Source organism: Pseudomonas sp. PICF6, assembly GCF_009831705.1.
Lineage (GTDB): Bacteria > Pseudomonadota > Gammaproteobacteria > Pseudomonadales > Pseudomonadaceae > Aquipseudomonas > Aquipseudomonas rhizophila.
In genome coordinates this window covers 18,077-43,456 of record NZ_WUUD01000017.1, presented here as the reverse complement: position 1 = coordinate 43,456, position 25,380 = coordinate 18,077, and the positions used below count along the sequence as shown (strand labels likewise).

The window sequence follows — 25,380 nt, the reverse complement described above, 5'->3', positions numbered from 1 at the left end:
AACTCAAGGTGCCGGACATGAACGTCTCGCTGCCGGTTTCACAATACGGCGGGGGTTACCAGCAACTGGTGGAAATCGCCAAGGCGCTGAACAAACAGGCGCGCCTGCTGATTCTCGATGAACCCTCCTCGGCCCTGACCCGCTCGGAAATCGAGGTGCTGCTGGACATCATCCGCGACCTCAAGGCCAAGGGCGTCGCCTGCGTGTACATCTCCCATAAGCTCGATGAAGTGGCCGCCGTGTGCGACACCATTTCGGTGATCCGCGACGGCAAACACATCGCCACCACCGCCATGACCGACATGGACATCCCGAAGATCATCACCCAGATGGTCGGACGAGAAATGAGCAACCTCTACCCCACCGAACCCCATGACATCGGCGAGGTGATTTTCGAGGCGCGCCATATCACCTGCTACGACGTCGACAACCCCAAACGCAAACGGGTCGACGACATTTCGTTCGTCCTCAAGCGCGGGGAAATACTCGGCATCGCCGGGCTGGTCGGCGCCGGTCGCACGGAACTGGTGTCGGCGCTGTTCGGCGCCTACCCCGGCCGTCATGAAGGCGAAGTCTGGCTCGACGGCCAACCGATCGACACGCGCACGCCCCTCAAGTCAATCCGCGCAGGCCTGTGCATGGTGCCTGAAGACCGCAAGCGCCAGGGCATCATTCCCGACCTGGGGGTGGGCCAGAACATCACCCTGGCGGTGCTGGACAACTACTCGAAAATGACCCGTATCGACACCGAAGCGGAGTTGGGCAGCATCGACCGGGAAATCTCGCGCATGCACCTTAAGACCGCGAGCCCGTTCCTGCCGATCACCAGCCTCTCCGGCGGCAACCAGCAAAAAGCCGTGCTGGCCAAAATGCTGGGGGTGTCCGACCGCGTGCTGGTGATCGGCGAAGGCCAATTGCGCGGCGATTTCATCAACCACGAACTCACACAGGAACAGGTGCTCGCCGCCGCCCTCAGCCACCCCGAAGACCATAACAATAATGATCGGAAGTCCGCGTAGATGAATCAGGTCAAGCAACTCTTCAGCCGCTACAAAATGCTCGCGCTGGTGATCGCCGTGGCGGTGATCTGGCTGTTTTTCAGTTGGCAGACCGAGGGCGGGTTCCTGACTCCGCGCAACCTCTCCAACCTGCTGCGGCAGATGTCCATCACCGGGATTCTGGCCTGCGGCATGGTGCTGGTGATCATCAGCGGCGAGATCGATCTGTCGGTGGGTTCACTGCTTGGATTGCTCGGTGGCCTGGCGGCGATTCTCGACGTGATCTATCACATCCCGCTGCTGGCGAACCTGAGCCTGGTCGCCTTGTGCGGCCTGGTGATTGGCCTGGGTAACGGCTACATGACCGCCTACCTGCGCATCCCGTCGTTCATTGTCGGCCTGGGCGGCATGCTCGCCTTTCGCGGCATTCTGCTGGGGATTACCGACGGCACCACCATCGCCCCGGTGTCACCGGAGCTGGTCTACATCGGCCAGGGTTATTTGCCGCACTCCGTCGGCACGGGCCTGGGCGTGCTGCTGTTTGCCTTGACCCTGTTCCTGACCTGGAAACAGCGGCGCAATCGCGCCCTGCATGGCCTGGCGGCCCACTCTCTGGTGCGTGACGTCTTGCGCGTGGTGCTGATCGGCGCGGTACTGGCCGGGTTCGTCTATACCCTCAACAGCTACGACGGGATTCCGGTTCCCGTGCTGCTTCTGCTGATGCTGCTCGGCGTGTTCAGCTACGTCACCAGCCAGACCGTGTTTGGGCGACGGGTCTACTCGGTGGGCAGCAACATGGAAGCCACGCGCCTGTCCGGCATCAACGTGCAGGCGGTGAAGCTGTGGATCTTCGGCATCATGGGCGTGATGTGCGCCCTCGCCGGCGTGGTCAACACCGCACGCCTGGCCGCGGGCTCCCCCTCGGCCGGCAGCATGGGTGAACTCGACGCCATTGCCGCCTGCTTCATCGGCGGCACCTCCATGCGCGGCGGCTCCGGCACCGTCTACGGCGCCCTGCTCGGCGCGCTGGTGATCACCAGCCTGGACAACGGCATGTCCATGCTCGACGTCGACAGTTACTGGCAGATGATCGTCAAGGGCAGCATTCTGGTGCTGGCGGTCTGGGTGGATGTGAGTACACGCACGGGGCGGCGCTAGTGGTTAGGCGCTCACCTATGGTGGGAGCAAGGCTTGCCCGCGATGAAGATGACGCGGTCTTCCGGGGGGCCGAGGTGCCTGCATCGCGAGCAAGCTTTGCTCCCACAGAAAGCCGTGCACTCACAGCGGTGCGGCAAAAGGTGATCCGAAAATCTCGTAGGAATTTACCTCTGTGGCGACGGGGCCTTGCTTGCGCAAGGTGTTTCCTGTCTTATCGAAGATCGGCTCGGATTGGGCCGTTCCTACTTTAACAAGGAGTGACTGCATGGAAGTCCACACTCAGCTACAGCCCTGCGATTGCGCGAATATGGAAGACATCCGCCGCGAGATCGATGCCCTTGACCAGGCCGTTATCAAACTGCTGGGCCAACGCTTTCAGTACGTACTGGCAGCGTCGAAGTTCAAGACCTCAGCCACGGCGGTGCGTGCGCCGGAGCGCTTCCAGGCCATGCTGGCGACCCGGCGTCAATGGGCCGAGGCCGAGGGCCTTAGCCCGGATGCGATCGAGAAAATGTACAGTGACCTGGTGAATCACTTCATCGCCCAGGAGATGGAACACTGGACGGCTCTTCGATCCGGGACCTGATCGACACGACAAGCGCCCTGCGCTCAGGCCCAGGCAACCGTCAACAGGCCGGCGCCAAGCACGACACATAACGGTGAATAGACCCAGGTGTCGAGCTTGGCGAACGTCGAGCCCTTGACCTCCTTGAAGAAACCCACCAGGTTCGATTCGCCAATGGCGCGGGCGAACATCAGCAAGGCGATTGCGCTGATCAGCCATTGCAACGCTCGATGGGTGACGGGCGGTGCCAGCAAGCCGACCCGCAGGCACACCAGAACTGCAATCAGCAGCAACGCGAGGGCCACCAGCAGCGTCAGCCATCCCGATGGGTTGAACGCCGGACGCAGCGACTCTCCTTGCCTCACCGGAACCTGAGGCACGACCGCCAGGGCCGCCCATCGCCCGCCCAGGGCCCAATACAAATGAATCAAGCTGATGGTCGCAAATACTGCGACCAGCGACCGAGCCACTAAAAGCGTCATTCGCCAGCCTCCTTGAAAGGTTGAACAATCATCCTAGCTCGAATTCGGCATTTCGCCGCACGGGCGCAGACTGCCGGTTTTCGGCGAATGACGCACTGCTCAAGATCAAGAGTTCAACCTGGCGCGCTACAGACCGGCGGCGACTTTGTCGGCAACCTCCTTGGGCACCCAGGCCTGCCAGACCTGTGGATGGGCCTTGAGGAACGCCTCGGCGGCTTCACGCGGCGGTGTGTGCTTTTCGCTCATGTCGGCCAGGGCCTTGTTCAACGGCTCGATCGGCAGATCAACTTTACTGAAGAACTCGGCAATGTCCGGGTGTTGCTTCTGAAACGGCGCGGATACGCCAATCGACAGCTTCGAGGCCAGGGAGCGGGTTGGCTTGGGGTTGGGGTTGTCGGCATCGGTCAGGGTTTTCCAGGCCTCGGCATCGAACGCAGGCTCTTGCAACTGCACCAACTTAAAACGTCCCAGCAGCGGTGTAGGCGACCAGTAGTAAAACAGGATCGGCTTGCCCCGGCGGATCGACGAGCTGATCTCCGCATCCAGCGCCGCCCCCGAACCACTTCGGAAATTCACATAGCTGTCGGACAACCCATAGGCCTTGAGCTTCTGCTTGTTGACCACTTCGGAGGTCCAGCCGATGGGGCTGTTGAGGAAGCGACCCTTGCTGGGGCTTTCCGGGTCTTTGAAGACATGCTTGTAGCGCGCCAGGTCTTCGACGCTGCGCAAATCCGGCGCCAGAGGCTTGATGCCCCGGGCCGGGTCGCCCTTGATCACATACTCCGGGACCCACCAGCCTTCGGTCGCACCCTTGACGGTATCGCCCAAGGCGATCACCTTGCCTTCGGCCTCGGCCTTGACCCACACCGGGCTGCGACCGGCCCACTCTTCCCCGATCACCTGGATGTCGTTGTTGGCCAGCGCCGTTTCCAGGGTAATGGTGGTGCCCGGCAATGTGTCGGTCGGCAGCCCATAACCCTTTTCGACGATGACCCGCAGGATATCGGTGATCAGACTGCCGCTTTCCCAATTCAGGTCGGCAAAATGGATCGGCGCCTGCGCGGCCGATGCCGGAAGTGACGAAACCAACACCGCACAGGTGGCCCAGGCAGCCAACCACTGTCGAACTCGTTTCATGCGTTGCACCTCGTACCAGACACAGCGATAGCTCAACGGTCCTGCGTAACCGGACGCAAGCCTCTGAATAATTCAGTCAACTGACTGTAGCCGAGGTTCCACGCAGACCTTGCGAAAACCGTTGGCAGGGCGCAAAACCCGAACGCTGTGTCAGCCCGCCTATCACATCCATCAGGCTGACGTGGTGCACATCACTCGCTGGCCTTGAAGGTGACGAGTTCACCTTTGCGCCACTTGGCGGCTTTGGCGGTCACGGCCTTGAGGGTCTTGGTCAGGCCCTCGTGCAACTGCTCGTTGGCGGCGAAAACAGTCAGCACGCTGTGCCCTTCCTTGAACAGGATCGCGTGGCCACCGGGGGTGGCCACGAAGGCGTAATCCCCAAGGCCATAGACCGTCAGCTTGATATCGCGAAAGCGGATTTCAAACTTGCCACCTTCACGGCTGGGCAATACCGCTGCACGAAAATGATCACCGACTTTGAGTTCAAGCCTGGGTTTGTCATCGACCACCAGGGCCGATTCAGTATCGATTTCGGCAACATAAATACCTTCGGCGGTTTGCTCGGTGATGTAGACGAAGCGCGACTGGAACTGCTTGACCAGCTTTGCCCGCAGATCACCAAGTACGAATAACGCATGCATGTCGAGATTACTTACTGCCAAGGAAACATCCCCATCTTTGTAAACGGCCCGCCCTCTGAAAAGGACGGACCACGAGACCCCGTGCCGACTGTGTGTGTCGCAATGGACCTGTAACTGAAAATTCGAAGTGAACGGCGTGCCCTGCCCCGGGGCGAGAGAAGACTAAAGGATTGCCACTCTCGCCGTCTTTCCCGCGGGGTCGTCAGAGGCTGAAGGAAAACGCCACTCTGAGCATCGGAAAAGGTGGGACTACTAACTTTAGGGAAATTTCTCACTTAGAAAAGCATTTTTCTGACATCGAGGGCAAAAAAAATTGCTTTAGATAGGCACAGCCATCCACACGGTGCTGCCGATTCTAGAGCAGCCGCAGGCGTGGAGACTACTCAAAACACTCGGTAATTCGTCGGTAAACCATAGAAAAGGAATTCACATGGCCACTTTCACAACCCTGACCCAACCCCTCACCCCTTGCATCGCTGACAAGCCTGACGGGTTTGACCAAGTCCATTACCTGCCGGTTTCTTTGTTTCAACCGCGTTATCGGGTGGTTCTGGCCGGCAAGTGCTTTTTCCATATTGAAGAAACCTCGACTGGCCGTGTAAGAGGTTTCCGTACCGATCATAACGAGGCCTGTTACCTGGCCAGGCGTCTGGAACGAAGCGTTTGACCTGAGATACCACACGCCCATCACTTAACTCAGCCGCGACAGGCAACTGCTGCCATACTGCCTGCCCAGCGAAGACCGTCCCCCATTGACGATCGCGCACCCATACTATGACTTGTGAAGGAAAGGCGCGACGTGACGGAATTTGATATTGGCGAGTTTTTCATCCGGGGTGAGGCCAGAGAGGTCGAAGGCGAATTTCAGGCTGTCATCGTGATGCGCGCCAAGCCCCCCTTGACCACCACCCGTTATCATCAGGTGGAAAAGGATCGCTGGTTCAAAACCCCCGAACTCGCCGCCGAGGCTGCGCGGGCAGCGGCAAAAGCCCTGAAACTCGCAGTGGATGAAGGCGCGTTGAAAGCCTGAACCCGATCGAACTCCTGACGGGCGTTTGCCTCAGATAAAGGGAAGCAACCGAGGCGCCATGACGGCGCCCACCCAAAGGAGAACCCCATGGAACAGCCCTCGCACGAACTGAGTACCTTGTTCGATCAACTCGGCCTGCCTTCGGATGACAAAGCCATTGATGACTTCATCATGGCCTATCCGCTGGAGCCGGAGATCAAACTGGTGGAGGCCGACTTCTGGTCGGAGCAACAGAAAGATCTACTGCGCGAATGGCTGCTCGCTGACGGCGAGGAGGCAGTGCTGGTGGATCAATTGAATGTCCGCTTGCACGACGGTAAATAACCCTCAACCCTTTAACCCCTGTGACAAGGGAGCTTGCTTCCGCTCGGCTGCGCAGCAGCCGTGCCCAGCCCCCCAGCGCGGGCCAGCCTAGCGCGGCTTCTCGGGCTTATAACCCAGCCGCAAACCACCCCAATGACGCCCCTTGAGCATGATCGGCACGGAAAGGTCATGCATCAGCTCACCCGTATCTCGGGTGTAGGTCTGCAACAGCACGGGCTGCTGGTGGCTACCGCAACGAATCCCGGTGCGGTCGGAGAACTTGCGTTTAGTGCGATTGTTCACCGTGTCCACTTGCGGATCGCCGGTCAGGGGTTGACTGAAGACCTTGTTGTGGGTCGGTACATAACCTTCCTGAGTACAAGCAATGGCGAATACCAGGCCTTCGTGCCGGGCGAGCAAAGGTTCCTGGATAGCTGGCAGGACCTGATCGGTGTAGCGGTCGAAACGGGTCTGGAACTTGGCGGGCTGGGTATTGGGGATGGGCTGGTAGCTGCGGTCGAACAGGTCCTCCAGGCTGACACGACCCTGGTCAATGTCTGCCTCGAACTGGGCCGCGATCTGGCTCGCCCCTTCGCGCGCCAGGTCGTAGACCCGTTGGTGATAATCGTCCAGGCCAACCTCGGCCAGGCGTTCGCTGATGGTTTCGGCCTGGCCCTCCATTTGCACTGCCGCTTGGGCCAGGCGCTGGGTCTGCTGGTCGCTGATGGACAGGTCACTGCGCATCTGTTCGATGGCGTGAAACAGGCTGTCGAGTTGTTCGCGATTGGTGTCAGTGCCTTGGGCGATGGCGCTGACCTGGGTTTCAACGCCGGCCGCCAGCCGGGCTATGTTTTCCAGGTGCTGACCGGTGTGCTCGACCTGCTGCACGCCACTGTCCAGGTCGCTGGCCAGTTGCCGGATCTGCTCCACCACCTGGGCGGTGCGCTGCTGGATATCCGCAACCATGACCCCGACCTCGCCGGTGGCCGCGGCCGTACGCCCGGCCAGTCCACGGACCTCGTCCGCCACCACCGCGAAGCCGCGACCGTGCTCGCCGGCCCGTGCAGCTTCGATGGCCGCGTTGAGCGCCAGGAGGTTGGTCTGGCTGGCGATCGACTGAATCACCAGGCTGACCCGCTGGATTTCATCGCTGCGCACGCTCAGCGCCTCGATCAACTCGCGGCTGTCGTTCGCGCGCTGGCTGAGCTGATGCATCCGGCTGATGGACTCCACCAGTTCGCTACGCCCGGCAACGCTACTGCGATGGGCCTCACTGGCGGCACTCAGGGCCTGCTGGCTGAGTTGCGAGGTGGCCTGTTCAGTGGTGATCATCGATTCGGCATTGCCGACGATCTGCGCCGCCGCGTCGAGCTGCGACTGGACCTTGCCAGCCAGTTGCTTGACCGAATAGGCGACGCCGGCCGCCGACAACGCGTTATGGCTGGTGGTGTAGGACAGATCACGGGTCAGCTCGGCCAGCTTGTCCGCGGCTACCGGCTCAGGCGCGGCGGCCAGGCGCGAGCGCAGGCGCGGCAGCCAGACGATGAGCATCGCCAGGGGCAGGCCCAGATACAACGACCAGCCGCCCAACGTCATGCCGCACAGCAGCAATGTCAGCGCCAGACTCTGCAAGGTCGGCGTCAACCAGCGCGCCATGCTGTTGGTTACAGGCACCTGCACCTGCGCCGCATTCGCCACGGAACCGTCTGTCGCCATGTTGATCACCCACATTTCTCGTTGTTATACCTGCATTAAACGCCACTACGGAGCCATTATCCATGGTCCATTAGTCGCGTTCTTGCGGGGGGTCAACGGAAGTAGACGAACAGGCGCAGAAAAAAATAAAAGATCGCAGCTTCCCGAAGAAAGCTGCGATCTTTTCTGAAACGCGGATCAGGCCTGACGCTGGTGCTTGTCGATCTGCTCGTGACGTTCCTGCGCTTCGATGCAGTACTTGGTGGTCGGGCTGATCAGCAGGCGCTTGAGGCCGATCGGCTCGCCGCTGTCATCACACCAGCCGAAGCTGTCGTCGTTGATACGGTCCAGGGCCTGCTCCAGCTGAGGCAGCATGCGCTGGTCGCGATCGATGGCGTTGACCAACCAGGTCCGCTCTTCTTCTACGGAAGCAGCGTCCGCCGGGTCAGCCGGGGTATCCAGGCTCTCAATGGCGATTCGGTTCTGTTCGATGCGCTCGTGGGTTTCCACTTTCATGTTCTGCAACAGCTTGGTGAAGAAAGCCAGCTGCTCGGCATTCATGTAGTCATCCGCCGGCATGGCCAGCAACTTTTCCTTTGTCATTGATTTCTCTATAAAAAAACGTGCATTAAGGCGAATTATGAAGCGTCCCGCAGCGCGCTGCCACGCTCATCGGGAAGGCGCCGTCTATTCCAAGCGCCACCCGGCACTCAATTTACGAGGGGCGGCAGTCTAAGGCCGAGTCGAAGCCTCAGCAACTGAAAACATAGGGAAAATGTCCGACAACCCTTCTAAATGTTCTCTGACAAGCTTTTGGCAGTCATCGGAGTGCGTTTATAACAAGAAATTCGATTCAATAGCTGTATCAAGAAGACAAATGGCAACGCCACGCGGGTCAGGCGTGGCGCTTTGTCGCAGCGTAAGGACCTTCAGCGTTTGAGTTTGCGCTTATTGCGGTACTGGTCGATGACCACCGCCACCACAATGATCAAGCCCTTGATGATGTCCTGAATGTAGGCATCCACGCCGACGAACGTGAAGCCACTGGCCATGACCCCGAGGATCAGCGCGCCGATCACCGTTCCGGTGATGCGCCCCACCCCACCGGCCAGGCTAGTGCCGCCGATCACGGCCGCAGCAATCGCGTCCAGCTCATAGGACATGCCCATGCCGGCCTGCCCGGTGGCGGCCCGCGCCGAGGCCACCACCCCGGCCAGCCCCGCCAGCAGCCCGGCGATGCTGTAGACGATCACCAGATGGCGTTTGACGTTGATGCCCGAGGTGCGTGCCGCCTGCATGTTGCCGCCGATGGCGTAGGTGTACTTGCCGTACTTGGTGTAGCGCAGGGCAATATGGAAGATCACCGCCACCACCAGGAAAATGATCACCGGCATGGCGCCATGGCCGATGGCGGTATAGGAATCGGACAACATGCTCACCGGCTGGCCTTCGGTGTAGTAACGCGCCAGACCGCGGGCCGAGACCATCATGCCGAGGGTGGCGATAAAGGGCGGGATACCCGTGATGGCGATGATGCTGCCGTTGATCGCTCCGGCCAACAGCCCAACGCCCAACCCCGCCACCACCGGTATCCACACCGGTAAGTCAGTCAGGGAGGGAAACACCGCCCGGGTGAAATCCGAGGTTTGGGCCAGGCTGGCGGCGATCATGGCCGACAACGCCAGCACCGAGCCGGACGACAGGTCGATACCGGTGGTGATGATCACCTGGGTCACACCGATGGCCAGCAGACCGATGATCGACACTTGCAGGATCATCAGCACCAGGCGCTGGGAGTTCATCAGGAAACTCTGGTCGCGCATGATCCAGCCAAACACTTCGAACACCAGGCCGATGCCGATCAGCACCAGGAAGATACTCAGTTCTGTCGGCAGCCGCCGACGTGTCCTGGCCGGTGCGGCCGCGGGTTTGTTTTCCAGTATCGCGTTCATAGCATTCACCTTTTTCTCTGTGGCGAGCTTGCGCCCTCTATTATCAGGACAGGCCAGAAGCCAACTGCATTACCCGCTCCTGGGTCGCCTCGCTACGGTCCAGCGTGCCCATCAGGTCACCTTCATGCATCACCATCACCCGGTCGCTCATGCCCAGTACTTCCGGCAGCTCCGAAGAAATCATGATCACCGCCATGCCTTCGCTGGCGAGGTAGGAAATGAGCCGGTAGATCTCGGCCTTGGCGCCAACGTCGATGCCACGGGTCGGCTCGTCGAGGATCAGGATGCGTGGGTTGGTCATCAGCCATCGGGCCAGCAGGGCCTTCTGTTGGTTGCCGCCGGACAAGGTGTCGATGCACTGTTCCAGGGACGGGGTCTTGACCCGCAACCTCTTGCACATGTCTTCGCACAACGCGCGCAAGGCTTTCTGCTGGATGAAGCCGTTGCCGACGTAATGGGGCAACACGGCCATTTCCATGTTTTCCAGCACCGACAGGCACGGGAACAGGCCACTGAGCTTGCGATCCTCGGTCAACAGCGCGAACCCCTTCTCGATGGCCATGTGCGGGTCGCTGATGCGCACCGGTTGCCCGTCGAGCAGGATCTCGCCGCCTGTGCTGGGCGTCACGCCGAAGATCGCCTCGGCCACGTTGGTCCGGCCCGAGCCCATCAGCCCGGCAATGCCCAGGATTTCTCCGGCATGCAAGTCGAAGGACACATTCTTGAAAATGCCCTCCAGGCTCAAATCACGCACCGACAGCACCAGATCGCCGATGGGTTTGTCCCGTTCCGGGAACAACTGGCTCAGTTCGCGCCCGACCATCATTGATATCAGGCTGTCGCCGTCCATGCTGTCGGCCCGTTGCAGGCCGATGTAGGCGCCGTCGCGAAACACCGCCACTTCATCGGCGATGGCGAACACTTCGTTCATTTTATGGGTGATGTAGATGATGCCCTTACCCTGAGACTTGAGGTCGGCGATGATCGAAAACAGATGGGCGACCTCCGTCTCGGTGATGGCCGAGGTCGGCTCGTCCATGATCAGAATGTCAGAGTCGTAGGACACCGCCTTGGCGATCTCGACCATCTGCCGCTCGGCAATGCTCAGGTTGCCCACCTGCTCTTCAGGATCGAGGTTGATGCGCAGGCGCTCCAGCAACTTGGCGGTGCAGCGGTGCATTTCCCCGTGATCGACCATATGCAGGCCGTTGAGCTGCTCGCGGCCGATCCAAATGTTTTCAGCGATGCTCATGTGGGGCATCAGGTTCAGTTCCTGGTGGATCATCGCGATGCCGGCCTGCAGGGCTGCCAGAGGTGTGTCGAACTTCACCGGCTTGCCCCGCAGGCGCAGTTCACCGGCGTCCGGCTGGTAGATGCCGGCCACGATTTTCATCAGGGTGGATTTGCCCGCACCGTTCTCGCCCATCAAAGCCAGCACGGAACCGGGGCGCACCCGCAATTGCACATCCGACAGGGCCACCACACCGGGAAAGCCTTTGCTGACGTTGACGACTTCCAGCAGATACGGTTCATCAGGCATTACGTCCGGCCGGAAAGTCATCGCCGGGGCGCTCGAAGCAGTCGCTGAAGCGAACATGATCAGGTACTCCCTCGGCAAGGTCAGTGGGCGACCTCGCCTGTTTATTGTTGTGGTAGCAGTACGTTAAACGTCACTTGAACTGATCGACGTTTTCCGGCGTGATCAGGCGATACGGCACCCATACGGCCTGCTCGACCGGCTGTTTCTTGACCATTTTCACCGCCGTGTCGATCGAACCGTCGGCCTGGCCCTTGGCGTCCTGGAATACCGAGACCGCCATCTCGCCTTTCTTCACGGCGTTCAGGCCGTCCGGCGTGCCATCGACCCCGGCGATCAGTACGCTGCCTTTCTCCTTGCCGGCACCCTTGAGTGCCATGGCCGCGCCGATGGCCATTTCGTCATTGTTGGAGACCACGGCATTGAACTCACGGCCCTGAGTCAGCCAGTCGTTCACCAGTGTCATGCCTTTATCCCGCGACCAGATACCGGTCTGCTCTTGTTCGATCTTGATGTCGGGGTACTTGGCCAGCACTTCCTTGACACCCTTGGTGCGGTTGGTGGTGGAGTTGTTCGCCAGGTCACCCAGCAGAATCACGATGTTGCCCTTGCCCGACATTTTGTCGGCCAGGTATTGCATCTGCATCCGGCCGGCTTCCAGATCGTCGGACGCCACGGTCACCACGCCTGCGGGCAGTTTCAGGTCGTCGGGACGGCGATTGACGTACACCAACGGGATCCCGGCGGCGACCGCGGCCTTGGTGATGCGCTGGGTGGCGGCAGTGTCCACCGGGTTGACGATGATTGCGTCGACCTTCTGGCTGATAAAGCTTTCCACCTGGCTCAGTTGCTTGACCACATCACTGCGTGCGTCTTCGAACTGCAAGGTGACGCCATCCGGCAGGGACTTGGCTTTGCTGTCCATCGACTCACGCAGGTACGTCAGCCAGGTGTCATCGAACTGGGACATGCTGACGCCGATCTTCAGGTCCGCCAGGGCGACGCCGCTGGTGAGCATCAACGACAGGGCCAGCGAGGCGATACGGGTCTTGGTCTTCATGAACGGTCTTTCTCCACTTTTTTGTTGGTTTTATGGATAAGGCGTGATGGATCTCAGGAACGGGGCAAACGCACGATGGGCGCACCGGGCATGCAACACACCACGGTGCCGTTGCGCTGAATGCACAGGGATTCGAACAGGGGAAGGATTGCGCACAGGCGCAGCGAGCTTGGCAGGTGAAACGCAGAACGGCTGAAGGTTTTCATCGACGGTACCTGGCTGTGTTTCTTGTTTTTGTTTTGTCCGTCATTTGCTCAAAGCTGACTTGGCAAAAGACGAACAGGGGTGTCGGTAACCTGGAATCGACTTTATTGGAAAATATTTTCCATATCAACTCATTTTAGAATTTTATTCGTTTTTTATTCCATGGCCGACAGACGTGGCCAAAACCACCACTTCGCCCTGCTCGGCGCTCAGCCTTGCAGCGTCGAGGATGCGAGTGGTCGCCAGGGCATCACGGGCCTCCACCGGCAAAGGACCAACGCCTTGCAACGCGGTTTGCAGGCGCTGGTAGAACGCCATCCAGCAGCCGCGCTCCGACGCCACACGCTCGCGCTCGCTGCCTTGCTCGAACCAGCCCCAGCGCCGATGCTCTTCGCTCCCCCAGCGCTCACCCTCGGTCGCCGGGCTCAACCCGGCCAGCGCCTGGGCCTCCTGGCCGTCCAGGCCCTCGACGGTGTAGCAGCCTCCGGTGCCGCTGACCCGAAAGCGCGGGCGCGGTGCGTTTTGCAGGCAACTGCCGCTCAGGTGGGAAAGCACGCCGCTGGCATGGGTCAGGGAGATAAAAAAACCGTTGTCGAACACCTGCCCGGGTTGCCGGTAATCCAGCTCGGCGTAAACCCTGGTCACCGGGCCGAACAGTTGCAGCGCCTGGTCCACCAGATGGCTACCCAGGTCCCGCAGAAACCCGCCGCCGCTGCCTTTGCCGACCGATGTTGGCGAATAACGCTCGACGCTGGACTCAAAGCGAATGACCTGCCCCAGCGCACCGGACTCCAGCAGTTTGCGCAAAGTCAGGTAGTCCGAATCCCAGCGGCGGTTCTGATACACGGTCAGCGGCACGTTGCGCTGCTCGGCGGCCAGCACCATCGCCTCGGCCTGTGCGGCATCAAGGGCGAAAGGTTTGTCGCTGACCACTGCAATACCCAGTTCAATGGCCTGCATGACCACGGCCGGGCGACCGTCCAGCGGCGTGGACACCACCACCGCATCGACGCCTGCGGCCACCAACTGTTCGAGGGTATCGAAGGCTTGGGCGTGCGGGTGCTCGCTCGCCAGTTGCTGGCGCCGCTCAGCGGACCGCGTCACCACGCCGACAAACGTAGCCCCGGGCAGACTGCTGATCAGCGGCGCATGGAAAAACCGTCCGCCCTTGCCGTAGCCTACTAGTCCGATTCGCATGAAAGCTCCTGGTTAATCACTGAATGAATGCAATCCCTGTGGGAGCTGAGCTTGCTCGCGATGGCGGTGGATCAGCTTGCATTGATGCTGAGTGTGCCGCCGTCATCGCGAGCAAGCTCGGCTCCCACAGGCGCTCTTGGCTGCTCACAGATTCGGCGTCCGCCACCGAATCCTTGTGGGAGTACCTTCAGGTCAATCCGCTCCCACAGCGGATTGTGGTTAGCCGTAGAAACGCGGGCGTTCGGGCAGTTCGACCTTGACGATCTGCCCACTCTGCTGCGCTTGAACACAGGCATCGGCCGCCACTGCCGCGGCGAACCCGTCCCAGGCCGACGGCCCGCCCACCTGTCCGGCGCGCACGCCGTCGATGAAAGCCTGCAATTCGACGTCGTAGGCCGCGATGAAACGATCCTTCCAATCCATCAGGATCGCATTGGACAGCTTGGCGCCACTGCGCAGTTGCACCTGGGACGGCTCCGGGAGTTTGGCGATGCCCGTCTCCCCCACCACTTCGCACTGGATGTCGTAGCCATATTGGCAATTGACGAAAACCTCCACATCGATGCGCGTGCCCTTGGCGGTTTCCAGTAACACGATCTGCGGATCGCGCAGGTGCGCCAGCGCCTTGCTGGTCTTGCGCGGGAATACCACCTGCACCGAAACGTAGTCATCGGCCAGCAGCCAGCGCAGCACATCCAGCTCATGGATCAGTGTGTCGGTGATCGCCATGTCGGTCTTGTAGTTCTCCCCCACGCTCGGATTGCGATGCGCGCAGTGCAGCATCAGCGGTTCGCCGATCTGACCGCTGTCGATCACCGCCTTGAGCGCTCGATAGCCTTCATCGTAAGGGCGCATGAAACCGACCTGAACCAGCCGCTTGCCATGGGCGACTTCGGCTTCGACGATCTTGCGACAGCCTTCGGCCGTGACCGCCAGGGGCTTTTCACAGAACACCGGTTTACCCGCCGCGATTGCCGCCAGCACGAACTCTTCGTGGCTCGGCCCCCAGGAAGTGACCAGGACCGCCTCAACGTCCGGCGCATTGATCAAGGCATGCCCGTCGGGATACACCTCGGCGGTCAGTTTCAAGTCGGCCAGCACCTTCGCCGCCTGGGCGAGGTTGATGTCGGTCACCGCCACCACCTGGCTGTTGAGCAAGGTCTGGCTGCAACGACGGATATGGTCCTGGCCGATGGCCCCGGTGCCGATGACGCCCAGCTTCAAAGACATGAAAAACTCCTTTCGTAGGGTTGGGGCTGTTAATACTGGCGAGCCTCGGCCAGTCGTTCATTGAGGGTTTGGGCGGCCGCATCGGTGCGCGCGCTGGTGGAGACTTGCGCCACGCCGACCCGCCACCAGGACAGGTAGCTGTGGATCATGGTCTTGGGCAAGACCTTGATATCGATGAGGGTCGAGACCGTTTGCAGCCGCGCATCGGCCAGGGCCGCGTGGAGTTCGTCGAGGGTCTTGACCTTGTAGGTCTTGCAGCCGTAGGCCGCCGCGCTCATGGCGAAGTCCACCGGCACGAAGCCGCCATCGAGCTTGCCGGTGTCCGGGTTGCGGAAGCGGAACTCGGTGCCGAAGCTGTCCATGCCGTTGCCCATCTGTAAATTGTTGATGCAACCGAACGTCATGTTGTCCAGCAGCACCACATTGATCTTGCGACGCTCCTGGATCGAGGTCGCCAGCTCCGAATGCAGCATCATGTAGGAGCCATCACCCACCAGGGCATAGACCTCTTTGTCGGGCTCGGCCAGCTTCACGCCCAGCGCCGCGTTTACCTCATAGCCCATGCACGAATAGCCGTATTCGACGTGATAGGTGTTGACCCCCTTGCTGCGCCAGCTGCGCTGCAAGTCGCCGGGCAGGCTGCCGGCGGCGGCAACGATGATCGCCTCATCGGCCAGGGCTTGGTTGAGGGTGCCCAGCACGCGGCTCTGGGTCAGGCAGGAACCGGTGAGTTCGATGAATTCACGAAACACCGCCGGGTCCAGGTGATCGTTGATCTCTGGGACGAAGTCCTGGGTCTGGAAGTCAGCCTGATAGATCCGGTCCACTTCGGCATCCAGTTGGGCTTTGGCATCAGTGATCTGCCCGCCCCATTCGGCACGATAGTCACCCATCGCGGCGGACAAAGCCTGCAGGCCTGAGCGCGCGTCGGCCAGCAGTTGCACACCGTCAAGCTTCAAGGCATCGCAAGGGCTGATGTTGAGGTTGAGAAACTGCACATCCGGATGCTGGAACAGCCATTTGGACCCGGTGGTGAAATCGCTGTAGCGGGTGCCGATACCAATGATCAGGTCCGCTTCCTTGGCCAGCAGGTTCGCCGCCAGGCAACCGGTTTCACCGACGCCTCCGACGTTCAGTGGATGACTGGACACCACCGCACTCTTGCCGGCCTGGGTCTCGGCAAAGGGGATTTCGAAGCGCTCGGCAAAAGCCTGCAACGCTGCGTTGGCTCCGGCGTATTTCACCCCGCCGCCGCAGATGATCAGCGGCTTGCGCTTGCCCTTGAGCAGCGCCTGGGCATCGCCGAGCATGGCTTCGGTGGCCGGGCGACGGTCGATGCGGTGAACGCGCTTTTGCAGAAAGTAATCGGGGTAATCGTAGGCTTCGGCCTGCACGTCCTGGGGCAACGCCAGGGTCACCGCGCCGGTTTCGGCCGGGTCGGTGAGCACGCGCATGGCGTGGATCGCGGCGCTCATCAGTTGCTCGGGGCGGTTGATGCGATCCCAGTATTTACTCACGGCCTTGAACGCATCGTTGGTGCTGATGCTCAGGTCATGGAACTGTTCGATCTGCTGCAGCACCGGGTCCGGCTGGCGACTGGCGTAGACATCACCAGGCAACAGCAGCAACGGGATGCGATTGGCCGTCGCGGTGGCGGCGGCGGTCAGCATGTTCGCCGCGCCGGGGCCGACCGACGAAGTACAGGCGTAGATTTTGCGGCGCAGATGCTGCTTGGCGAAACCGATGGCAGCGTGGGCCATGCCCTGCTCGTTGCGACCCTGATGGACCACCAGGTCACCGCTGTCCTGCTCCAGCGCCTGACCCAGGCCCAGCACATTGCCGTGGCCAAAAATCGTAAAGACCCCGGCGACGAATTTGCTCTGGACGCCATCGACCTCGACGTACTGGTTATCGAGGAATTTCACCAGGGCCTGGGCCATGGTCAGTCGTGTTGTGGTCATGCTTGCACCTTGTCTGGAATGCAAATTTGGCGGCTGGCTCAGTCCACTGTGGGAGCGAGCTTGCTCGCGATAACAGTATTTCAGGCGACTTATCTGTTGAATGTGCTGCCGCCATCGCGAGCAAGCTCGCTCCCACAGGGGTTCTTCATCATATTGATGACGGTGTCAGGCCTGGGGATTGCGCAGATGGTTCATGCTCGCCCCCAACGCCTGGCGGATGTCGGCCAGTTCATGAATGCTCTGGGCAAAGGGTTCGAAGGACAGGTAGCCCTCGTAACCACCGGCCCGCAACGCCTCGATCTGCGCGGCATTGCCGAGAATGTCGGCCTCGCCCACCAGCACGCGGTGGCCGTCGCGGATGGTCGTCAAGGGTGCCTGGGCATCCTCGACACCGGAGATGTGCACCAGCCCGGTCAGCTCGGGGAAAAATTCCTGCTCACCGGCCAGGTGATGATGAAAGGTGTCATGCACCAGACGGAACACATCCAGCCCGCCAATGGCCTTGATCGCTTCCACTGCCGTGCGCTTGCGTCGCAGCGAACACTCTTCAAACCCCAACGGCTCGATGAAACCGTAGATGCCGAAAGCCCGCAGGATCGGCGCCAGCTCACTGAGGGCCGTACGCAGCCCCGCCGCGCGTTCGGCCTCGCCGCGCGGGTCGGCGCGCTCGTTGAGCGGGCACATCACCAACCCCTCGGCGCCGCATTCGCGAGCATAGTCGGCCAGCCGCACGGCTTGGGCACGGCGCTCCTCGTTCCATACGTCGAAGGGATACAGCGCATTGATCGACAGCACCTTGATGCCCCGCGCCTCGCACAACTCACGCACGCGGGCCGGCGGCATGCCGTCTTCGATCTCGACGCCCTTCAGATCGTTGCGGATCTCGATGGCATCGGTTTTCAGCGCCAGCGCCAGGTCAATGAAATCGGGCAGTGACAGGCGCGGAGCAACCATTCGGTTCAAGGCAAAACGCAGGGGCTTGTTCATTGTTGTTATCCCTCCGGCATTCATAAACGGTTATTGGGCAGTCGGCATGCTGAACTCGGGGCCCTTGGCGATGCTGTCGGGCCAGCGCTGCATCACGCTTTTGTAGCGGCTGTAAAAGCGCAAACCTTCTTCACCGTAGGCATGGTGATCGCCAAACAGCGAGCGCTTCCAGCCGCCAAAGGAATGCCAGGCCATGGGCACCGGAATCGGCACGTTGATGCCCACCATACCGACCTTGATGCTGCGGGCAAACGCCCGGGCAATGCCGCCGTCACGGGTGAAGCAGGACACGCCGTTGCCGAACTCGTGAGCATTGATCAAGGCCACGGCGCTGGCGAAATCCGCCATGCGAACGATGCCCAGCACCGGGCCGAAGATCTCTTGCTGGTAGATGCTCATCTGGGCGGTGACCTGGTCGAACAGCGTCGCCCCGACAAAGAACCCCTGCTCGGCCCCCGGCACCTTGAAACCACGGCCGTCGACGATCAGGCGCGCGCCCTCGGCGACCCCGGCGTCGATGAAGCCTTCGACCTTGGCCTTGTGCTCGGCGGTCACCAGCGGCCCCATGTCGGTGCCGGGTTGCTGGCCGTTGCCGATCTTCAACTGATCGATGCGCGGCAACAGTTTGGCAATCAATTCATCGCCCACGTCCCCCACCGCCACGGCAATGGAAATCGCCATGCAGCGTTCACCGGCCGAGCCGTAGGCCGCGCCGATCAATGCGTCCGCCGCCTGGTCGAGGTCGGCGTCGGGCATGACGATCATGTGATTTTTCGCCCCGCCAAGCGCCTGCACGCGCTTGCCGTTCGCCGTGCCCTGCTGGTGGATGTACTCGGCAATCGGCGTGGAGCCGACGAAAGAAATCGCCTCGATATGCGGGTGCTGCAACAGCGCATCTACCGCCACTTTGTCGCCCTGGACCACGTTGAACACACCGTCCGGCAACCCGGCCTCCGTCAACAGCCGAGCCATCAGCAAACTGGCGGACGGGTCACGCTCCGAAGGCTTGAGGATGAAACAGTTACCGGCGACCAGTGCCAGGGGAATCATCCACAGCGGCACCATCACCGGAAAATTGAACGGCGTGACTCCGGCACACACACCCAAGGGCTGGCGCAGGTTCCAGTTGTCGATGCCGCCGCCGATGTTGTCACTGAAATCGGTCTTGAGCAGGCTCGGCGCGCCGCAGGCGTACTCGACGATCTCGATGCCGCGGGTGACTTCACCGTGGGCGTCGGACAGCACCTTGCCGTGCTCGCGACTGATGATCTGCGCCAGTTCGTCGTGATGGCGGTCGAGCAATTCCTTGAACTTGAACATCACCCGCGAACGGCGCAATGACGATTGCTCGGACCAGCCCGGGAATGCCGCCAGCGCCGAGGCCACCGCGGCCTCGACGGTGCCCGGTTCGGCCAGCGCCACCCGGGCCTGTATCGCGCCGGTGGCCGGGTTGAAGACGTTGCTGAACCGCACCGTGTCGCTGTCCTGCACTCGACCGTTGATGTAATGGCCTACTACCGGGGCATCGCTCATTGTTCTTGTTCTCCGTGCAAAGGGTGGAAATCAGAGATCAAGCAGCCAACTGTGCTGCGGATCGTTATGGAACTGCCAGACCCGCTTCGGGCCGGCCATGACGTTCAGGTAATACGACTCGTACCCGTAGGGCACGCTGACCGGGTGGTAACCTTTGGGCACCACCACCAGGTCGCTGTTTTCCACGGCCATGGCCTGGTCGATGCTGCGGTCGTCGGTATAGACCCGCTGGAACACGAAGCCCTGGGACGGGTTGACCTGGTGGTAATAGGTTTCTTCCAGGAAGCTCTGGTGCGGCAGGTCGTCGGTGTCGTGCTTGTGGGGTGGGTAGCTCGACGAATGCCCCGACGGCGTGCGCACTTCCACCACCAGCAGCGAGTGGGCCGGCTCACTGTCGGGCAGGATGTCGCAGACATAGCGGGTGTTGGCGCCCTTGCCGCGCACGCTGCGCTTCATGCTGTCCGGGCGGATCAGCCGTGGACCGTAACTGTTTTGCGCAGAACCCGGCGCAGCACACACGGCAATCTGTACATCGCTCAGGGCGGTGACCTGGGCCTGGCTGCCGGGCGGCAGATACGCGGCGTAGGGCGATTTATCCTCGAACACCGACTGGCGATCACCGAGGTTGTCCCAATCGAAGGCACCCTGCCCCGGTGCTTCACCCTTGAGACTGATGCGCCCGCTGAGCAAGACCAGGCACAGTTCCTTGTCGGCGGCAGCCACCGGGAGCTTTTCACCAAGGCTCAAGCGGTAGGCGGCAAACCCGACATACTCCAGTTCGTCGGCGGGTAGCTGGACTATGGTCTGGCCGCTTGGCTGGCTTTTGATCAACAGGCTCATGACGCAGTCCTCTCTTGCAGCAAGGCGCGCAGGGTGTCGTAGCCTTTCTTGGCGTAGGCATAACTCGGTGCCACGGCCGGATCCTGTTCGGCTTCGACCACCAGCCAGCCGTGATAGTCGGCGGCAAGCAGCACGTCCAGCAACGCGGCAAAGTCGATGTCACCATCACCCGGTACGGTGAAGGTGCCGTTGACGATGCAGTCGGGGAAACTCCAGAGGTTGTTGCGCGCCAGTTGCACCACAGGCTTGCGCACGTCCTTGAAATGCACATGGCAAATGCGCTCGATGTGCTTGCGCAACACCTGCAAGGGTTCGCCGCCGCCCATGTAACAGTGGCCCGAGTCAAACAGCAGGCCAACCTCACTGCCGGTCAGGGCCATCAGTTTGTCGATGTCCGAAGGCGATTCGACATAGGCGCCCATATGATGGTGATACGCCAGGCGCACACCCCGGGACAGGGTGAAGCGCGCCAGTTCGGTGAGTTTTTCGGCATAGTCTTGCCAGGCTTCGTCCGTGTGAAAACGCGGTCGCTCGATCAGTGGGATGCGCTGGCCTTGAATGGAATCGGCCACCTCGCCGTACACCAGCACCGTCGCACCGTTTTGCGCCAGCAACTCGACATGGCTGGCGATGGCATCGATCTCTTCGGCCGCCGAGCGCCGGGCCAGACGACTGGAATACCAGCCGGAGACCAGCGCCAGGTCATAGGGCCGCAGCACATCGCCAACGCCCTTGGCATCCTTGGGAAATTTGCCGTTGAGCTCGAAACCTTCGTAACCGATTTCCTTGCCTTCGCTCAGCGCCGTACTCAACGGCGTCTCGCCACCCAACGATGGCAGATCGTCGTTGCTCCAGGAAATCGGGTTGATGCCAATTCGAATTGCGGGCATGGCTGCACCTTTTATTGTTTTTACCTAACCATTGAAGGCGGCGATGAACCCTGTGGGAGCGAGCCTGCTCGCGATAGCGGTGTGTCAGGCGACTTAATGTTGACTATCAGTCGGCTATCGCGAGCAGGCTCGCTCCCACAGGATCAGTGTTCACAGCTTTTAACTTCGCGCAGCACGCCACGCCTCGATCAACTCCACAAACCTACCCTGCACCTGCCGGATCAACGTTTCATCGTCGACTTCCCCGGCCAGCCAGGCACGGCTCGGTTCCTGGAAGATTGTCCGTCCCACGGCAAATCCACGGCAGGTTGTGCTCTGGCTGGCCTGGCGGAAACCCTCGGCTAGCACGGCGGCCGGGGCGTTGAGGCCCAGCAGTACCACACCTCGGCAATAGGGATCACGCTGTTGAATCAGCTCATCAAGTTGCTTCCATTCGTCTGCCGTCTGGGCTTCGATTTTCCACCAGGCCGGAAAGATGCCCAGGTTGTAGAGGCGTTTGAGGGCGCGATACAGCACGTCCGGGTGCGGCGACGGATGATCCTTGGGTGGAATGACTTCCAGCAGCAGTTCATGGCCGCTGACCTGGGACGCCTGATACAGCGCCATGAGTTGCGCCTCCTGTTCCAGGCGCAGCAGCGGTTCGTCGTCGGGGTGAAATTGCACCAGGCACTTGATGATCTGTTCCTGTGGCCAGGCGATCAGGTTGCTGCCGATAGAGCGCCCATGTTCGAACGCCAGCGGCCGTGAACCCTGCACCTCCACTGGTCGGGCAACCCACCAGTCACGTCCAGTGGCGGCGTTCAGCGAGTCCTGGCCGAAACGTTGGTCGGCCAGCAGACCGACATCGGCCTCGATGCCCTGACGTTTCAGGTCGGCTTCGACCCGTTCCACGGCCTGGATGAACAGTTGCTTGAGTGCGCTGATAGCGCCCAGCTCACGCCCGCCTTTATGGGCCAGTTCTACCAGTTGCCAGCGATGATCGAAGGCAAAGATGAACAATTGCTTCCACTGTTTGCGCGGCACGCTGACCTGATGCAGACGTTGCAATGCCGCGTCTCGATCCGGCCGGGTAATCGGCACCGGGCTATTGAACAGGTAGTCGAGTTCAGCCCGGGTCGGCATCGCTGGGGCACAGGCATGGCGCGACACCACCAGGCCACCGCAGGCATTGGCCAACTGGCAGCAGCGTTCATCGCTGGCGTCCTCCAGCCAACCGGCGAGAAAGCCCGACATGAACGCATCACCTGCGCCCAATACATTCAGGACCTCGACCCGTACACCAGGATAAATCGCGCCGTCTTCAAGCCGGGCCGGGATGGCGCCATGAATCACCGTGCAACCTTGCGGGCCGAGCTTGACCACCAAGGTCGCCGCCGTCAGCGAGCGCACGGTACGCAACGCGCTCAGCAGATCTTCGCTGCCGCCGGCGATCAGGAATTCTTCTTCGGTGCCGACGATCAGGTCGAAACGCGGCAGGATGCTTTGCACGTGCTGGCTGACTTTCTGGTCGGCGACGAAACGGGTTTCCCCATCGGCCTTGCCCGCCAGGCCCCAGAGCACCGGGCGATAGTCGATGTCCAACACGCGTTTGACGTTGTGTTTCTCGGCGTAATCCAACGCCTGGGTGCTGGCCTTGTAGACACTTTCGGTAGAGAAATGCGTGCCGGTGATCAGCAGCGCCTTGCTGGAGGCAATGAACGTTTCATTGATGTCTTCGGCGCGCAGCGCCATGTCGGCGCAATTTTCCCGGTAGAACACCAGGGGAAAGGTTTCCCGGTCCTTGATACCCAGCAGGACCATGGCCGTCAGGCGTTCAGGGTCGACCTTGATGCCGCTGACGTCGCAGCCTTCGCGGGCCAGGGACTCCACCAGGAAACGGCCCATATGATCGTCCCCTACCCGGCTCAGCATCGCCGACCTGAGCCCTAACCGCGCGGTGCCGAAGGCGATGTTGGCCGACGAGCCACCCAGGTATTTGGCGAAGCTTGCGACATCTTCCAGGCGCGCTCCGACTTGCTGCGCGTAGAGGTCGACGCCCAGGCGTCCCAGGCAGATCACATCCAATTGACGCCCACTGGCAAAACGAGTCTGGCCCATGCTGGCTCCTGTTATTTTTATCAGCCCGCGCTTGCCACCGAAACCGGCGCCAACGCTCTTGGTGGATGCAGACTAAAACGAGCAGCGGCCAATAATCAATAATTATTCTATAAATTTTTTACGTGGAATATTTTTTCCAATACGCTGTCACTGAAGCGCGCCAGACGCGGTGCATCGTTTCAGCAGGTGTCGCAACGTTGTCTGCTCATGATTTTCCCCGCGCCTACGCTGTAGACTGCGATCAGCCAACCTATTGTCGAGGGCCGGCCCTTTTCCCGGGCCGCCTATAAGAACAAGCCAGAAGGATTTTCTATGACCCGCCCCGATCTGCCGGCGCCGTCCGAGAGCGCGTCCGAACCCGCCCTTTCAAGCCCACCGATCAATGCCGAGCGCCTGCTGCAACTGATTACCGACGAGTATGAAAGCCTGCCGCGACAGCTCAAACGCATCGCCAGCTACATGAGCCAGCAAAGCGACCGGATCATGGTCGATCGCATCAGCGACATTGCGCGCGAATGCGAAGTGCATCCGTCGGCCATCGTGCGGTTTTCCCAGCGTTTCGGCTTCAGCGGGTTCAGCGAAATGCAGGCCTTGTTTCGCGAGGCCTATACCCACAAGACCACGCCGGTGCAGAACTACCAGCAACGCATCCGCAGCATGATCGCCAACAAGTCGCAGAAAGCCAGCGGCGGCGACCTGGCGCGCGAATGCGTCAACGCCACCCTCTCGGGCATCGAGCGTCTGGGCCTGGAGCTGGACGATCAAGCCTTCGACAAAGCCGTAGACCTGGTGGTCAACGCCGACAACATCTATGTGGTCGGCGTGCGACGCTCGTTCGCGGTGGCCGATTACCTGGTCTATAACCTGCAACACACCAACAAGCGCATCCATCTGGTGTCCGGCCTGGGGGGCAGTTATCGCGAGCAAATGCGCAGCGTGCGGGCCAACGACCTGGTGATCGCCATCAGCTTTACGCCCTACGGCAAGGAAACCCAGCACTGCCTGCGCATTGCCCAGCATCATCAGGCCAAGACGCTGATCATCACCGACAGCAACCTGTCGCCCCTGGCCAAACGGGCCAATGCGGTACTGTTGGTGAACGAAGGCAGCTCTTTCGCCTTCCGCTCGTTGAGTGCCACGTTGTGCCTGTGCCAGGCGTTGTTCATCGCCGTGGCTTACCGACTGGAACTCAAGGTCGATGAAATCCATGAACAGGTCGGGTTCGAGGATTAACCCCGCAAGATTCTTCTGAAGGAGACGTCATGAAACTGATCGGCATGCTGGACTCGCCCTACGTGCGACGCGTCGCCATTTCCGCCAAGTGCCTGGGGGTTGCCCTGGAACACGAGTCCGTTTCGGTGTTCAGGCATTTCGAACAGTTCCAGCGCATCAACCCGGTGGTCAAGGCACCGACCCTGGTGCTCAACGATGGCAACGTGCTGATGGATTCCACATTGATCATCGACTACCTCGAAGCCTTGGCCGCGCCGGGCAAAAGCCTGATGCCGGTCGACAGTGGGCAACGGCTGCGCGCATTGCGCGTGATTGGCCTGGCCCTGGCGGCGTGCGAGAAGTCGGTGCAGATCTACTACGAACGCAACCTTCGGCCGACAGAAATCCAACACGCCCCCTGGGTCGAACGCGTGGAAGGCCAACTGGCGGCGGCCTATGACATGCTCGAACAGGAACTGGTGAAACAGCCCCTGGCCACCGATGGCACCCTCGATCAGGCGGGCATCACCGTGGCAGTGGCCTGGAGCTTCACCAACCTGGTGGTGCCGGATCAGGTGCAGGGTAAGTCATTTCCATCAATCAGCGCGTTTACCGCCTATGCCGAAGGGTTGGAGGCGTTTGTCAGCACGCCGATGGTATAGCGGACGAGC

Annotated in this window: 25 protein-coding genes; 8 read left to right on the top strand and 17 right to left on the bottom strand. The window is 60.9% G+C overall.

Translation table 11 applies throughout. The features are described from left to right. The 3 genes from GSM73_RS10485 to GSM73_RS10475 form a co-directional block, all read left to right on the top strand. A partial coding sequence (locus GSM73_RS10485; RefSeq protein WP_256676817.1) for an ATP-binding cassette domain-containing protein occupies positions 1 to 1,019 on the top strand: 1,019 nt, incomplete at its 5' end. Then, positions 1,020 to 2,156 carry a sugar ABC transporter permease gene (locus GSM73_RS10480; RefSeq protein WP_047228915.1) on the top strand — a complete coding sequence of 379 codons (1,137 nt, stop codon included), beginning with the start codon at positions 1,020 to 1,022 and terminating at the stop codon, positions 2,154 to 2,156. A 265-nt stretch (positions 2,157 to 2,421) separates the two neighbouring features. Further along, on the top strand, positions 2,422 to 2,742 hold the full coding sequence (locus GSM73_RS10475; protein ID WP_139050512.1) for an isochorismate lyase: 321 nt from the start codon (positions 2,422 to 2,424) through the stop codon (positions 2,740 to 2,742). A gap of 23 nt (positions 2,743 to 2,765) precedes the next feature. On the opposite strand, the gene GSM73_RS10470 is transcribed toward GSM73_RS10475, so the two are convergent. The 3 genes from GSM73_RS10470 to GSM73_RS10460 form a co-directional block, all read right to left on the bottom strand. Continuing rightward, on the bottom strand, positions 2,766 to 3,203 hold the full coding sequence (locus GSM73_RS10470; RefSeq protein WP_047230212.1) for a DUF3995 domain-containing protein: 438 nt from the start codon (positions 3,201 to 3,203) through the stop codon (positions 2,766 to 2,768). Between the two features lie 126 nt (positions 3,204 to 3,329). After that, positions 3,330 to 4,340: an ABC transporter substrate-binding protein gene (locus GSM73_RS10465; RefSeq protein ID WP_047230211.1), complete on the bottom strand. Its 1,011-nt coding sequence runs from the start codon at positions 4,338 to 4,340 to the stop codon at positions 3,330 to 3,332. 191 nt (positions 4,341 to 4,531) lie between these two features. Further along, complete coding sequence (locus GSM73_RS10460) at positions 4,532 to 4,981, bottom strand: hypothetical protein (RefSeq protein ID WP_047230210.1); 450 nt, start codon at positions 4,979 to 4,981, stop codon at positions 4,532 to 4,534. Between the two features lie 430 nt (positions 4,982 to 5,411). On the opposite strand from GSM73_RS10460, the gene GSM73_RS10455 reads away from it, so the two are divergent. The 3 genes from GSM73_RS10455 to GSM73_RS10445 all read left to right on the top strand — a co-directional run bounded on the left by GSM73_RS10455 (position 5,412) and on the right by GSM73_RS10445 (position 6,335). Beyond that, entirely contained in the window at positions 5,412 to 5,648 is a 237-nt protein-coding gene (locus GSM73_RS10455; protein ID WP_139050514.1) for a hypothetical protein, read from the top strand. Positions 5,649 to 5,780: 132 nt separating this feature from the next. Continuing rightward, entirely contained in the window at positions 5,781 to 6,011 is a 231-nt protein-coding gene (locus GSM73_RS10450) for a hypothetical protein (protein WP_047230209.1), read from the top strand. Positions 6,012 to 6,098: 87 nt separating this feature from the next. Continuing rightward, positions 6,099 to 6,335 (top strand): DUF2789 family protein, encoded by a 237-nt coding sequence (locus GSM73_RS10445; RefSeq protein ID WP_107321655.1) that lies wholly within the window; start codon positions 6,099 to 6,101, stop codon positions 6,333 to 6,335. An 87-nt stretch (positions 6,336 to 6,422) separates the two neighbouring features. Here the strand turns inward: GSM73_RS10445 and GSM73_RS10440 are convergent, their stop codons facing one another. From GSM73_RS10440 to iolC, 14 genes are all read right to left on the bottom strand, one after another. Next, positions 6,423 to 7,646, bottom strand: a complete 1,224-nt coding sequence (locus tag GSM73_RS10440; protein WP_370695191.1) for a methyl-accepting chemotaxis protein — start codon at positions 7,644 to 7,646, stop codon at positions 6,423 to 6,425. Positions 7,647 to 8,207: 561 nt separating this feature from the next. Then, the gene (locus GSM73_RS10435) at positions 8,208 to 8,612 is read right to left on the bottom strand and encodes a TraR/DksA C4-type zinc finger protein (RefSeq protein ID WP_003202859.1); all 405 of its coding nucleotides are present in this window, start codon (positions 8,610 to 8,612) and stop codon (positions 8,208 to 8,210) included. A 326-nt stretch (positions 8,613 to 8,938) separates the two neighbouring features. Continuing rightward, entirely contained in the window at positions 8,939 to 9,961 is a 1,023-nt protein-coding gene (locus tag GSM73_RS10430; RefSeq protein ID WP_047230207.1) for an ABC transporter permease, read from the bottom strand. A gap of 43 nt (positions 9,962 to 10,004) precedes the next feature. Beyond that, positions 10,005 to 11,558, bottom strand: coding sequence for a sugar ABC transporter ATP-binding protein (locus tag GSM73_RS10425; RefSeq protein ID WP_160892456.1), 1,554 nt, complete (start codon positions 11,556 to 11,558; stop codon positions 10,005 to 10,007). Positions 11,559 to 11,631: 73 nt separating this feature from the next. Continuing rightward, positions 11,632 to 12,558 (bottom strand): sugar ABC transporter substrate-binding protein, encoded by a 927-nt coding sequence (locus GSM73_RS10420; RefSeq protein WP_076385258.1) that lies wholly within the window; start codon positions 12,556 to 12,558, stop codon positions 11,632 to 11,634. Between the two features lie 53 nt (positions 12,559 to 12,611). Next, positions 12,612 to 12,764, bottom strand: coding sequence for a hypothetical protein (locus GSM73_RS26415; protein ID WP_171061383.1), 153 nt, complete (start codon positions 12,762 to 12,764; stop codon positions 12,612 to 12,614). A gap of 142 nt (positions 12,765 to 12,906) precedes the next feature. Next, positions 12,907 to 13,959, bottom strand: coding sequence for a Gfo/Idh/MocA family oxidoreductase (locus GSM73_RS10415; protein ID WP_160892454.1), 1,053 nt, complete (start codon positions 13,957 to 13,959; stop codon positions 12,907 to 12,909). Positions 13,960 to 14,178: 219 nt separating this feature from the next. Further along, entirely contained in the window at positions 14,179 to 15,189 is a 1,011-nt protein-coding gene (locus GSM73_RS10410; RefSeq protein ID WP_076385262.1) for a Gfo/Idh/MocA family protein, read from the bottom strand. A 29-nt stretch (positions 15,190 to 15,218) separates the two neighbouring features. Then, entirely contained in the window at positions 15,219 to 17,150 is a 1,932-nt protein-coding gene (gene iolD / locus GSM73_RS10405) for a 3D-(3,5/4)-trihydroxycyclohexane-1,2-dione acylhydrolase (decyclizing) (RefSeq protein ID WP_160892452.1), read from the bottom strand. Between the two features lie 165 nt (positions 17,151 to 17,315). Then, entirely contained in the window at positions 17,316 to 18,137 is an 822-nt protein-coding gene (locus GSM73_RS10400) for a TIM barrel protein (RefSeq protein ID WP_160892450.1), read from the bottom strand. A 30-nt stretch (positions 18,138 to 18,167) separates the two neighbouring features. Continuing rightward, positions 18,168 to 19,670, bottom strand: coding sequence for a CoA-acylating methylmalonate-semialdehyde dehydrogenase (locus GSM73_RS10395; protein ID WP_160892448.1), 1,503 nt, complete (start codon positions 19,668 to 19,670; stop codon positions 18,168 to 18,170). Positions 19,671 to 19,700: 30 nt separating this feature from the next. Beyond that, the gene (gene iolB / locus GSM73_RS10390; RefSeq protein WP_047230199.1) at positions 19,701 to 20,510 is read right to left on the bottom strand and encodes a 5-deoxy-glucuronate isomerase; all 810 of its coding nucleotides are present in this window, start codon (positions 20,508 to 20,510) and stop codon (positions 19,701 to 19,703) included. Next, positions 20,507 to 21,400 carry a myo-inosose-2 dehydratase gene (iolE, locus tag GSM73_RS10385; protein ID WP_047230198.1) on the bottom strand — a complete coding sequence of 298 codons (894 nt, stop codon included), beginning with the start codon at positions 21,398 to 21,400 and terminating at the stop codon, positions 20,507 to 20,509. The genes iolB and iolE overlap by 4 nt, the downstream gene beginning before the upstream one ends. A 159-nt stretch (positions 21,401 to 21,559) precedes the next feature. Continuing rightward, the gene (gene iolC, locus GSM73_RS10380; protein WP_076385270.1) at positions 21,560 to 23,497 is read right to left on the bottom strand and encodes a 5-dehydro-2-deoxygluconokinase; all 1,938 of its coding nucleotides are present in this window, start codon (positions 23,495 to 23,497) and stop codon (positions 21,560 to 21,562) included. Positions 23,498 to 23,809: 312 nt separating this feature from the next. On the opposite strand from iolC, the gene GSM73_RS10375 reads away from it, so the two are divergent. After that, positions 23,810 to 24,730 (top strand): MurR/RpiR family transcriptional regulator, encoded by a 921-nt coding sequence (locus GSM73_RS10375; RefSeq protein ID WP_047230196.1) that lies wholly within the window; start codon positions 23,810 to 23,812, stop codon positions 24,728 to 24,730. Positions 24,731 to 24,759: 29 nt separating this feature from the next. Continuing rightward, entirely contained in the window at positions 24,760 to 25,371 is a 612-nt protein-coding gene (locus GSM73_RS10370; protein WP_160892446.1) for a glutathione S-transferase, read from the top strand. Positions 25,372 to 25,380: the final 9 nt, after the last annotated feature.

Excerpts from the sequence above, each read along its gene's own strand:
- GSM73_RS10480 (WP_047228915.1), top strand. The coding sequence starts at position 1,020 with ATGAATCAGGTCAAGCAACTCTTCAGCCGCTACAAAATGCTCGCGCTG.
- GSM73_RS10475 (WP_139050512.1), top strand. The coding sequence starts at position 2,422 with ATGGAAGTCCACACTCAGCTACAGCCCTGCGATTGCGCGAATATGGAA.
- GSM73_RS10470 (WP_047230212.1), bottom strand. The coding sequence starts at position 3,203 with ATGACGCTTTTAGTGGCTCGGTCGCTGGTCGCAGTATTTGCGACCATC.
- GSM73_RS10465 (WP_047230211.1), bottom strand. The coding sequence starts at position 4,340 with ATGAAACGAGTTCGACAGTGGTTGGCTGCCTGGGCCACCTGTGCGGTG.
- GSM73_RS10460 (WP_047230210.1), bottom strand. The coding sequence starts at position 4,981 with ATGCATGCGTTATTCGTACTTGGTGATCTGCGGGCAAAGCTGGTCAAG.
- GSM73_RS10455 (WP_139050514.1), top strand. The coding sequence starts at position 5,412 with ATGGCCACTTTCACAACCCTGACCCAACCCCTCACCCCTTGCATCGCT.
- GSM73_RS10445 (WP_107321655.1), top strand. The coding sequence starts at position 6,099 with ATGGAACAGCCCTCGCACGAACTGAGTACCTTGTTCGATCAACTCGGC.
- GSM73_RS10440 (WP_370695191.1), bottom strand. The coding sequence starts at position 7,646 with ATGATCACCACTGAACAGGCCACCTCGCAACTCAGCCAGCAGGCCCTG.
- GSM73_RS10435 (WP_003202859.1), bottom strand. The coding sequence starts at position 8,612 with ATGACAAAGGAAAAGTTGCTGGCCATGCCGGCGGATGACTACATGAAT.
- GSM73_RS10430 (WP_047230207.1), bottom strand. The coding sequence starts at position 9,961 with ATGAACGCGATACTGGAAAACAAACCCGCGGCCGCACCGGCCAGGACA.
- GSM73_RS10425 (WP_160892456.1), bottom strand. The coding sequence starts at position 11,558 with ATGTTCGCTTCAGCGACTGCTTCGAGCGCCCCGGCGATGACTTTCCGG.
- GSM73_RS10420 (WP_076385258.1), bottom strand. The coding sequence starts at position 12,558 with ATGAAGACCAAGACCCGTATCGCCTCGCTGGCCCTGTCGTTGATGCTC.
- GSM73_RS26415 (WP_171061383.1), bottom strand. The coding sequence starts at position 12,764 with ATGAAAACCTTCAGCCGTTCTGCGTTTCACCTGCCAAGCTCGCTGCGC.
- GSM73_RS10415 (WP_160892454.1), bottom strand. The coding sequence starts at position 13,959 with ATGCGAATCGGACTAGTAGGCTACGGCAAGGGCGGACGGTTTTTCCAT.
- GSM73_RS10410 (WP_076385262.1), bottom strand. The coding sequence starts at position 15,189 with ATGTCTTTGAAGCTGGGCGTCATCGGCACCGGGGCCATCGGCCAGGAC.
- iolD (WP_160892452.1), bottom strand. The coding sequence starts at position 17,150 with ATGACCACAACACGACTGACCATGGCCCAGGCCCTGGTGAAATTCCTC.
- GSM73_RS10400 (WP_160892450.1), bottom strand. The coding sequence starts at position 18,137 with ATGAACAAGCCCCTGCGTTTTGCCTTGAACCGAATGGTTGCTCCGCGC.
- GSM73_RS10395 (WP_160892448.1), bottom strand. The coding sequence starts at position 19,670 with ATGAGCGATGCCCCGGTAGTAGGCCATTACATCAACGGTCGAGTGCAG.
- iolB (WP_047230199.1), bottom strand. The coding sequence starts at position 20,510 with ATGAGCCTGTTGATCAAAAGCCAGCCAAGCGGCCAGACCATAGTCCAG.
- iolE (WP_047230198.1), bottom strand. The coding sequence starts at position 21,400 with ATGCCCGCAATTCGAATTGGCATCAACCCGATTTCCTGGAGCAACGAC.
- iolC (WP_076385270.1), bottom strand. The coding sequence starts at position 23,497 with ATGGGCCAGACTCGTTTTGCCAGTGGGCGTCAATTGGATGTGATCTGC.
- GSM73_RS10375 (WP_047230196.1), top strand. The coding sequence starts at position 23,810 with ATGACCCGCCCCGATCTGCCGGCGCCGTCCGAGAGCGCGTCCGAACCC.
- GSM73_RS10370 (WP_160892446.1), top strand. The coding sequence starts at position 24,760 with ATGAAACTGATCGGCATGCTGGACTCGCCCTACGTGCGACGCGTCGCC.